Here is an 8764-nt window from a genome sequence, read left to right as displayed (position 1 = left end):
CCGTTTTTACTCGTAAATGGTTGAATTCGTCGTTTCCGCTCGTAGGCGTTGATGGTCGTCAGCTATGCTCCAAAGTCAGTGGATGTGCACTCCGGCAGGAACGTCGGGACTTGGCATCGAGGGGGGCGGCTGTGAAAGCTCGAAACGGATTCTGGGGCGCGGCGGGGGCTGTTGTGCTTGTGCTGACGCTGACGCTGACCGGGTGCGCCGGCCCAGACACGGCGGCTGAAGCAACGCCGACGCCGTCCGAATCCAACTCGAGCAGGTCGACCGCCACCCCGAGACCGAGCGCAACGCCGACCGCCACGCCAAAACCGCCAACCCTCAAGACGGTCACGATTGAGTGCCGCTGGCAAGAGCCCTCGTCCACTATCGGTGAGCCTGCCGAGTACAAGATGGCGACGTACACCGATGTTCATGACGCGTGGGCGAGGGGTATCGCCTTCTCTGGGTGCGATGCGGCCATGAGCTCTTCCGGCGTGTACTCGACCGACGAGATAGCTGCAGTCACAGTTGCATACCCCGAAGAACCGCTCCCGGAGAAGGTGAAGACACTCTGGGGTATCTGCGCTGAGACCTCGAACTTCTACCAGACGAATGGGCCCATCAACCAGAACCAGAGCATCGAGGCCGCGGGCGCACTCATGCTCTGCCCCGACCACCCATCTGCCGCCATCATGGCAAACGGATCGCAGGAGCAGCAGGAACGGAACAACGGCCTGCGTTTCGGATCAGGTGTCTTCGAGGTGAACACGAAGATCCAGCCCGGGACCTACCGCGCCTCCGGCGACATCCAGAATTGCTACTGGGAACGCCTGGACTCCGCCGGCGAGATCATCGCCAACAACTTCGTCTCTGCAGCGACACAAGTCGAAGTCACTGTTCAGGCCTCAGACTTCTCCGTGCACTTCACCGGATGCGGCGAGTTCGTGAAGGTCGGCTGACCCGAGACTCTACTCCGGCGCAGTCTCCACCTGCCTGTCGTCGTCTGATGATGCGCGTTCAAGAATGCGTTCCGTCCATGAATCCAGAAAATCACCGATGGCGCCATCATGTCCGGGCTGAAAACGGAAGTCGCCTCTTGGGAAGCCGACGAACTTGAAGGTCACCCCGTATTCGCTGCTTTGATATTCAGCGACAACCCACGTGGAACTCACGCTCACCCCTGCCGCCACGTGGCCTGTGAGGGTAGGACGCCCACCAGACCGCGTCGCATGGCGATCGTCGACGAAGTAGGGCAGACGATGCTCCGTCGATATCCTCTCCAGCTCGAGCACGATGTGATCGATGAACGCGAGCTTCTTCGTGGCCATACCTGAACGGTACTAGGCGTCGACTGCTCGCCCTAGGAGCCACGGAGTGACGTTCATCCGCTGCGCGCATGAACGTGTGTGCGCCGGCACCTGTCGGTGCGGCAACTGCGACAGGACTGGCTGCGACCAAGTCGCAGCCGGGAAGAACAGTGAGGAGCAGATCTCCTCACCCCACGCCCTCCGAGACACAGGACTTCGAGACCCCCTCTGCAGTTGCAGCGGGGGTCTTCGTCTCGTGACGGGCGTCACATGCACTGACCGATCCAGGAGGAACGCATCGTGTTCAAGAACTACTTCGAAGCGCCCGAAGTCGAGGTCGCACGACTGGCCACGGCCCCCGTCGGGTCCAAGGCTCACACGCTGTCGACTCTCCCGGTGAACATCCGCGGTCCGGTAGAGGATCTGATGATCGAGCTGCCGTTCGCCGCGCAGAGCGGATACACCGTGGTCGTCGTGCCGTTCGACTCCTACGAGCTGACTGCAGAGGAGAAGGCCGAGAAGCCTCCGATCCGTCGTTACCGCACCTGGTGGCGCTGTCTCGTGATCGCGTCCAACCATCCGAGCTACCCCGTCGGCGGGAATCGTCTCGCCATCGGTGAGGACGAGATCGTCCGCGGCACGCTCCGAACGCTCGAGGTCCCCGCTGCGCCCGCGAACGCTGACGCATGAGTGCCACCGCAAAGCCGACGCGTCGCAAGCGCAAGGTCGACCTCTCCCCCGCCGTACCGGCTGAGGCTGACATCAGTCAGTTCCACGTTGGCTGGCCGAACACGAAGCGCGTCGCCAAGCTGATCGGGTACATCGTTCTCCGCATCCCCGTCTGGTGGCGGAGACCCGGTTTCCACACGGAGCCGTTCCGTGCGACCCCTCCGAAGTGGCACCTTCTGCGCGCCCGAATCCACAGCGGTCAGAAAGGCGACTGGGGTGTCCTGTGGGTCGCACAGTGCGGCTACGAGTACAGCAACGACGAGATTCTCGGATGGTTCCTCGACTTCCGGAAGACGGCGCCGAAGAAGGCGGAGCGCTGCATCAAGTGCGAAGACGCTTTCGCTGAGGTCAAGCGCAACGCCGGCGCCTGAGCGTGCCAGTCCCGACCGAACGCAGAAGACCCCGCCCACGAGCATGTGCTCACGGCGGGGTCTTCTGTACGAGATGGGTCAGAACGGGGTGTCGTCACCCATGGGCGTCCACGCATCCGCTCCGCCGGGAACCGCAGTCTCCCAGCCTGCTCCCGCCTCTGCGCTGGGACCCGAAGGTGCGCCGCCGGCGAACGAGCCCGCACTGGCTCCGCCACTCGACGCGGCACGCGTGACCTGGGCGGTCGCATAGCGGAGCGACGGGCCGATCTCGTCGACCTCGAGCTCGATCGCAGTGCGCTGGTTGCCCTCGCGGTCCTGATACGAGCGCTGACGCAGGCGGCCCTGCGCCATGACGCGCATGCCCTTGGTCAGCGAACCGGCGACGTGCTCGGCGAACTCGCGCCAGACCGATGCCCGGAGGAACAGGGCCTCGCCGTCCTTCCACTCGTTCGCTGCGCGATCGAAGTTGCGCGGAGTGGACGCGATCGTGAAGTTCGCGACCGGGAGCCCGTTCTGGGTGTACCTCAGCTCGGGATCCGCCGTGAGATTCCCTACGACTGTGATGACCGTTTCGCCTGCCATGTCTGCCTACTTTCCTCGGTGAGAGCCTGTGTCAGCGCCCGCACCTCGTGCCGGCACCCTTCATTTTCAAGCGTATACCAGCCAAAACGTAGAAAGTAACGGAGTACCAATGTTTATGAACAGCGTGGGCCTCGCTGAGGCGGCTGGTGCATACCTAAGGCGTTGTCGCCGCGAGAACGGTCTCACGCTCGAGGCGATCGCCAGAACCGCTCGCAAGCACGGAGCCAGCTGGAGTCTGTCCAGCGTCCGTGCCTTCGAGAACGGCAACGCGGCTCCTACGCTGCCCACACTGCTGATCGTTGCCCTGACGGTGAGCGAACTGACCGGCAACGACGTCCGACTTGCCGATCTCTTCAGCGACAGCGACACCTTCGACTTCCCGAAACACACGTCCCGCGCCTCGATCAGTCGCGATTGGCTCGAAGCCGTTCTGGCAGGTGGCCCCGTCCGTCCAGGCCCTGGGACACCCGGTGGACCCTTGACCGCGCAGAGCAACATAGACGACCTCCCCGCGCTCGCGCTGAAACGTGCTGCCGAAAAGCTCGAGATCTCGACCGAGGCACTCGAACACTGGGCGGTCGCGCTCTGGGGAGTCGGATTTCAGGACGAAATGCGCCGGCGAGCAGACCTCCGAAGTAGTCCACAGGCCCGCGGACATATCACTCGGTCTCTTGTCACAGAGATCCGCGAGGCGATGGCATCCGAGTCATCCCCTGCATCTGCCCTGCCCGCGCCCGAGAGCGCGCCGAACCATCGACCAAGGAGCTTCACCTCATGAGCACACCCACCACCCGACTCGTCACCAAGGCCGAGGTCACCGATCTGATCACCTTCCTCGGCGCCAACGTCGATGTCGCCGTCGCTGACGGACGACCCGACAAGGCGGACAAGTATCGCCAGTTCCAGGGCACGGTCAGCGGCCTCGTCGACCTCGTCGGTGAGCTTCCGGCCGCGCTGCCGTCGCCGACCGCACCCTCGGCGACCGACCGCCGCGATGTCCCTGTCGCTTCAGATGACGCCGACGTCCACATCTACTTCGACATCTCGGGTAGCGCCAACATCGATGCGATCTTCGCTGCGATCGCGTCTGAGGTCGATCGAGTCAAGCATTCATCGGCCATCGCTCGGCGCCCGATCATGGTGTCGTTCACGCCGTTCACACACGAGGTGCTCCCCGGCGATCACACGATGAAGGTCTGGCCGGCGTTCCCCGACAGCCGCGAGCTCAAGGAGCACCTTTCGGAGATCCCACTCCGCAGCGGCGGAACTGATTTCCACCGGGTGTGGCACGAGATCAACGGAAGCCAGATGCGCAGCGAGCGTCGCAACGTGATCGTCTCCGACCTCGAATGGCTCACGACCCCCGACGTCCTCGCCCGAGAGCAGCCGATCAACATCGTGTACGCCGTGACTCGCGGAGCCAAAGGCGTCACCGTGAACCGCTTCGTCGAGATGTTGCGCGCAGCAGGCCGACACGAATCCACACCCATCCGGTTCTACTGAGCCGACGGGCGCCCCGCACCCGAATGGAGGGCCGCCCGCACCGAAGGAGCAGCATGTCATCACACACGACCATCGACGGCGCCGTGCGCTCCACCGGGCTGAACGTTGCCATGCTCGTCGAGTACGGCTCGCGGGCATACGGCACCGCCGGCGATGCTTCCGACCGCGACCTTCTCGGTGTCTACGTCGAGCATGACCACGAGGTCTATGGCCTGCTGTCGGCTGAGACCCAGATCTTCCGCTTCGGCGCCGGCGGCACGATGACGCAGATGGTCTCAGAGAAAGACCCCCGCAGCAGTGAGGGCGACGTAGAGATGATCTTCCATCCTCTGCGAAAGTTCGTCTCACTTGCGGCGGCCGGGAACCCATCGGTCCTTGGAACGCTCTGGAGCGGGCCCGAGCACTACCTGATGCGGTCCGCTGCGGCACGGCTTCTCGCCGACCACCGCCACCTGTTCCTGTCAAAGCACGCATGCTTTCGGCACGCCGGCTACGCGCGCGCCCAGCGTGACGCGCTGCTCGGTCGCACGAACCGCCGCACCAACCGTCCAGAGCTGATCCTCGAGCACGGGTACGACTCGAAGTATGCAGGCCACCTGATCCGACTTCTCCTTGCTGGACTGACTCTGGTTCGAGAGCGGACGTTCCATCTGCCGATGAAGCCGGAGCACGTCGAACAGCTACTCGAGATCCGCCGCGGTGAGGTCAACTTCGACGATGTCATCGCGTGGTCCGAGAAGCTCGAGCAGGAGCTGTCAGATGAGACCGAAGACTCGGATCTACCCGACAAGGTCGACTACGACGCGATCAACGACCTCCTTCGCGATATCCGTCGCGCTCATCTCCTCCGCTGATCTCAACCACCACCGATGGCACAGCGCGGACGAAGTCCGTGCCCGGCAGCCAGCAAGCGCAGCGCGCAGTACCACTCGACATCGATCATCCGAAGGAACGCCATGATGAAGACCCTCCAACGACGCAAGCTCGAAGCGCGAGCTCACCGTGACTCCGAACTGAAACGCCAGGCCGAGGAGGCCCGCAAGGCTGCAGAAGCCGCGGCACTGAAGAAGAGCGCCCGACGGTCTCTGATTCGTTCGATTCTCGGATGGTCGACTGCAGTGGCTGTTGTCGCTGGGATGGTCGTCCTCACGAACTGGGCGAATGATCTCGGCGAGCGGAATCGCCAGGCCTATCGCGAGGAGATCGCGAACACGGAGTTCTCGCTGGTCACCGATTCGACCGACTCTCTCCTTCGGCGCGTCGATGGCTCGTACTACTCAGTGTCCACCGATGACATCGGGGTCGTTTCGTACGCGTACTCGACCGTCGATGAGCGTGGCGGCGTCGTCGAGCGATCGGTGTCATCCCGAGAGATCACCGGTGAACGATTCCTGTGGATCAAGGAAATGCAGCCTGTAGACGTGACGGTGAAGGTCATCGACCCTGAGGCTGTCTCGCAAGAGCCCCGAGTCGTCGGCGAAATCTGCACGGCCGAACCGATCGACTCGTCCAAGCCGAGCTACACAGATGACCCGCGCTCTGCATTCGGCCCCGACGGACACCCCGCAGATGATCTCTACGGGCCACGGCTGTGCGTCAACCGCGTCACCCTCTGGGTGCCCGACGGCGCCATTCAGCCCTGACCGCACCTCCTGAGCCGCGGCGCATTCCAGAACGACACCAACCTGAGAGAGGCCGTCATGGCTACCGCCGAATTGCACGAGGGGCCAGCATGCGACTGCGAGTACAACTCGCGACATCTGCTGATCGTCCCCGAGGGTGCCCCGGAACTGACGCGGCTGATAGCCGCTCCGATGGCGCCACGGCCCGGTGACACCATCATCAGACCGTTGACCCGTCGCGGAGTTCTGAGAGCTGAGTACAGCTCAAAGATCGAGGGGCATCCGCCCCGCTTCGCGAGGACTCCGCTGGGGTATCGAGCGAACCCGGACTACTTCGAATGGGCATCGCGGGCCGATGCGTGGGCCGACTGTCAGCCCGCACGAGAGCCGAGCGAGCGCCGGTAGGGCCCGCGTTCTCACCCCTCATCCATCCTCCACTTCATTCCCGGCTCTGCATCCCGATCAGGCTCCTCGCCCCCACACCCATCCATCTCCCTCATCGATGGCACAGCGCGGACGCAGTCCGTGCCCGGCAGCCCCGCAAGCGCAGCGCGCAGCCCCATCCCGTTCCCGGAAGGACGCACCATGATCGACCACACCACAGAGAAAGACAGCGCCGAGCTCGCCAGCGAGCAGGGCTTCACGGGTACGTTCGCCGGCTTCATCTCCTGGCTCGAGGACGCACTCGTCTACGGCGCCATCCAAGTGGAGGAGCCGTCGCAAGACGACCTCGGGCGCACCGTCACCCGCGTGCGCACGGCGACGGGAGGGTTCTCGTCCGATGAGCGGCTCCTGGGCCGGATCCGTCGCAACTATCGGCTGACCATGTTCTGGGTGAGCAGTCACCGGGGCGGAGGCACCGTATGGGAGTTCCCGGAGCGCGTGACGACCAGTGACGAGCGGCGAGTCTGGCTGGAGCCCGACGACGGCGTCTTCGAACGCCTCATGCGTGCACGCCGCGTCCGTGTCTATTCCACGGACGGCAGCTACCTCGAGCACGCCTACGAGCACGGAGTCGAGTTCGCGTTCGAAGAACCCGACCGAGACATCATGGAGCCCGACGGCATCGTGATGGTCAGGCCCGCCCCTTCACTGGACGAGCTGTACGGGCCAGCGACCGGAGAGGCGGAATGAGTAACTCGATCCCGGGCGCCGCCCGCGTTCGCGCATGGCTCACGTCTCGGTTGAGCAAGCTCCTCGTCCCGGCCCAGCTCCGGGAGGACATCTTTCATCTTGTCGCCGCGGCCGAATCCACACCCGTCGTGCCGCCCCTGGTGAAGCGCCCCGGTGTCGGAGCGACCGTCACACTGGCCCGCTTCGATCCGTACATGCACCGCGCTCACGCGGCAGTGCCCGGATCCATCGGAGTCGTCACGCGTCACTCTCGATGCACGTCGGATGACGACGGCGTGCTCGTCGACTGGGGCACCGGCGGGGAAGTCCGCTGCGACCTGAGCGAGCTCACCTACCCCTGAGCCTCACACCGAGAGCAACCGCCTGGTCGCACGCACCCCGCGCCGCTTCTCAGAACCATCCAGAAGGAGAGCACCATGCTCATCACCATCGCCAAGAACGTCACGGTGTCGTTCAACCGTCGCTCGTACACGGGTGACCTCCAGTTCGACTCCGAAGCCCACCTGCTGAACATGCTCTATCCCACCGGCGACGAGGACGTCCTCACGCACTCCGCCGATCGCTACGGCCTCGAGACCGCCGCCGACACCGTCTGGATTCAGGACTGGAGTCACCACCAGGGCGTCGCAGGCTCGCTGGTGCGCGCCGGCGTTACGGACGTCGTCCGCTCAGTCCAGATCGCCCTCAACCAGCACCTCATCGAACTGCGGGTGCGGGCGGCCGCCGTTCCCCTGGGATCCACGCTCGATCGGGTCACGACGTCATCGGGATCGGTCTACGAGTTCTCCTGGGATGCCCCCGGATGGCCGGAGAGAGGACCCCGTTCCGGCCACGCCCGCAAGGCCGGAGGCGAATGGCGGCACATCCGCATGGTCAGCGTCGGCTTCGAGTACGGCACGCGCATGTACTTCCACTACGACGACGACTCGAGCGTCACCACCACCCGCATCGTCTCGGCCGAGACGATCACCGTCGACGCGGCACGAGCCGCATGACCCATCAGCCACGAGGAGCACACCACCCATGACCACCACCACGACGACGTCGCGAGTACTCGACCCGCACCTGGAGATCGAACTCGCAGACGGCACGATCCACGTCGGACGGCTGGAATACTTCCCCGACGGGAAGAGCCTGACGCTGTTCGACGACGAGGTCACCGATCCGGTGCTGCTCACCGTCCCGGTCACAGAAGCCCCCATCGAGACCGCAGCGCTCCCTGACGACCATGTGTTGCTGCGCAACTGGACCGAACACCGAGGCGTCCCCGAGCAGCTCGCGAGCAACGGTCTCATCGGTCTCACCGATGAGCAGGTCGCTGTCGGGATGTTCCGCCTGCAGGGCCTCGTCGCCAAGGTCCTGTAGTCGGGTCTCCGGCGCCGCGACGCCGGAAGCACGCACACGAAGAGCAGGTCTCACCAGAGGTTGAGACCGGGAACCGCGTGAGAGCGAAGCCCTCCGCGAGTGAAGGGGGTATCTGCCCACCTGCTGTCACCCAGGCCAGACCTGGGCTGGCGAGATCCGACCGGCA

The 8764-nt window shown here is 64.4% G+C and carries 13 protein-coding genes; 11 read left to right on the top strand and 2 right to left on the bottom strand.

Annotation, left to right across the window (positions count from 1 at the left end; all coding sequences use genetic code 11):
- Positions 1-131 precede the first annotated feature (131 nt).
- On the top strand, positions 132-944 hold the full coding sequence (locus RQG77_RS14890; RefSeq protein ID WP_311245419.1) for a hypothetical protein: 813 nt from the start codon (positions 132-134) through the stop codon (positions 942-944).
- 9 nt (positions 945-953) lie between these two features.
- Here RQG77_RS14890 and RQG77_RS14885 read toward each other — a convergent pair whose 3' ends face one another.
- Positions 954-1313, bottom strand: a complete 360-nt coding sequence (locus RQG77_RS14885) for a hypothetical protein (RefSeq protein WP_311245418.1) — start codon at positions 1311-1313, stop codon at positions 954-956.
- A gap of 279 nt (positions 1314-1592) precedes the next feature.
- Here RQG77_RS14885 and RQG77_RS14880 point away from each other — a divergent pair, with 279 nt between their 5' ends.
- Together RQG77_RS14880 and RQG77_RS14875 are read left to right on the top strand one after the other, a co-directional pair.
- Positions 1593-1982: a hypothetical protein gene (locus tag RQG77_RS14880; RefSeq protein WP_311245417.1), complete on the top strand. Its 390-nt coding sequence runs from the start codon at positions 1593-1595 to the stop codon at positions 1980-1982.
- Positions 1979-2392, top strand: a complete 414-nt coding sequence (locus tag RQG77_RS14875) for a hypothetical protein (protein WP_311245416.1) — start codon at positions 1979-1981, stop codon at positions 2390-2392. The genes RQG77_RS14880 and RQG77_RS14875 overlap by 4 nt, the downstream gene beginning before the upstream one ends.
- Positions 2393-2470: 78 nt before the next feature.
- On the opposite strand, the gene RQG77_RS14870 is transcribed toward RQG77_RS14875, so the two are convergent.
- Positions 2471-2974 (bottom strand): single-stranded DNA-binding protein, encoded by a 504-nt coding sequence (locus RQG77_RS14870; RefSeq protein ID WP_311245415.1) that lies wholly within the window; start codon positions 2972-2974, stop codon positions 2471-2473.
- Positions 2975-3083: 109 nt separating this feature from the next.
- On the opposite strand from RQG77_RS14870, the gene RQG77_RS14865 reads away from it, so the two are divergent.
- The 8 genes from RQG77_RS14865 (at position 3084) to RQG77_RS14830 (ending at position 8598) form a co-directional block, all read left to right on the top strand.
- Positions 3084-3752: a helix-turn-helix domain-containing protein gene (locus RQG77_RS14865; protein WP_311245414.1), complete on the top strand. Its 669-nt coding sequence runs from the start codon at positions 3084-3086 to the stop codon at positions 3750-3752.
- Positions 3749-4477, top strand: coding sequence for a hypothetical protein (locus tag RQG77_RS14860; RefSeq protein WP_311245413.1), 729 nt, complete (start codon positions 3749-3751; stop codon positions 4475-4477). The genes RQG77_RS14865 and RQG77_RS14860 overlap by 4 nt, the downstream gene beginning before the upstream one ends.
- A gap of 53 nt (positions 4478-4530) precedes the next feature.
- Positions 4531-5331: a DNA polymerase beta superfamily protein gene (locus RQG77_RS14855; RefSeq protein WP_311245412.1), complete on the top strand. Its 801-nt coding sequence runs from the start codon at positions 4531-4533 to the stop codon at positions 5329-5331.
- Between the two features lie 102 nt (positions 5332-5433).
- Positions 5434-6120 carry a hypothetical protein gene (locus tag RQG77_RS14850; protein WP_311245411.1) on the top strand — a complete coding sequence of 229 codons (687 nt, stop codon included), beginning with the start codon at positions 5434-5436 and terminating at the stop codon, positions 6118-6120.
- A gap of 564 nt (positions 6121-6684) precedes the next feature.
- Positions 6685-7233, top strand: a complete 549-nt coding sequence (locus tag RQG77_RS14845; protein WP_311245410.1) for a hypothetical protein — start codon at positions 6685-6687, stop codon at positions 7231-7233.
- On the top strand, positions 7230-7574 hold the full coding sequence (locus RQG77_RS14840) for a hypothetical protein (RefSeq protein WP_311245409.1): 345 nt from the start codon (positions 7230-7232) through the stop codon (positions 7572-7574). The genes RQG77_RS14845 and RQG77_RS14840 overlap by 4 nt, the downstream gene beginning before the upstream one ends.
- 75 nt (positions 7575-7649) lie before the next feature.
- Positions 7650-8228 carry a hypothetical protein gene (locus tag RQG77_RS14835; RefSeq protein ID WP_311245408.1) on the top strand — a complete coding sequence of 193 codons (579 nt, stop codon included), beginning with the start codon at positions 7650-7652 and terminating at the stop codon, positions 8226-8228.
- Between the two features lie 28 nt (positions 8229-8256).
- A complete protein-coding gene (locus RQG77_RS14830) occupies positions 8257-8598 on the top strand; it encodes a hypothetical protein (RefSeq protein WP_311245407.1) in 342 nt (113 codons plus the stop codon).
- The last annotated feature ends 166 nt before the right edge of the window (positions 8599-8764 follow it).

This window comes from Microbacterium sp. WCS2018Hpa-23, from assembly GCF_031843845.1.
Taxonomy (GTDB): domain Bacteria; phylum Actinomycetota; class Actinomycetes; order Actinomycetales; family Microbacteriaceae; genus Microbacterium.
Note: the sequence above shows the minus strand (reverse complement) of the source record. Positions and strands in the feature narration are given on the sequence as shown.

Coding starts and splice junctions, on each gene's coding strand:
- RQG77_RS14885 (WP_311245418.1), bottom strand. CDS start 1,313: ATGGCCACGAAGAAGCTCGCGTTCATCGATCACATCGTGCTCGAGCTG.
- RQG77_RS14875 (WP_311245416.1), top strand. CDS start 1,979: ATGAGTGCCACCGCAAAGCCGACGCGTCGCAAGCGCAAGGTCGACCTC.
- RQG77_RS14870 (WP_311245415.1), bottom strand. CDS start 2,974: ATGGCAGGCGAAACGGTCATCACAGTCGTAGGGAATCTCACGGCGGAT.
- RQG77_RS14865 (WP_311245414.1), top strand. CDS start 3,084: ATGTTTATGAACAGCGTGGGCCTCGCTGAGGCGGCTGGTGCATACCTA.
- RQG77_RS14860 (WP_311245413.1), top strand. CDS start 3,749: ATGAGCACACCCACCACCCGACTCGTCACCAAGGCCGAGGTCACCGAT.
- RQG77_RS14855 (WP_311245412.1), top strand. CDS start 4,531: ATGTCATCACACACGACCATCGACGGCGCCGTGCGCTCCACCGGGCTG.
- RQG77_RS14850 (WP_311245411.1), top strand. CDS start 5,434: ATGATGAAGACCCTCCAACGACGCAAGCTCGAAGCGCGAGCTCACCGT.
- RQG77_RS14845 (WP_311245410.1), top strand. CDS start 6,685: ATGATCGACCACACCACAGAGAAAGACAGCGCCGAGCTCGCCAGCGAG.
- RQG77_RS14840 (WP_311245409.1), top strand. CDS start 7,230: ATGAGTAACTCGATCCCGGGCGCCGCCCGCGTTCGCGCATGGCTCACG.
- RQG77_RS14835 (WP_311245408.1), top strand. CDS start 7,650: ATGCTCATCACCATCGCCAAGAACGTCACGGTGTCGTTCAACCGTCGC.
- RQG77_RS14830 (WP_311245407.1), top strand. CDS start 8,257: ATGACCACCACCACGACGACGTCGCGAGTACTCGACCCGCACCTGGAG.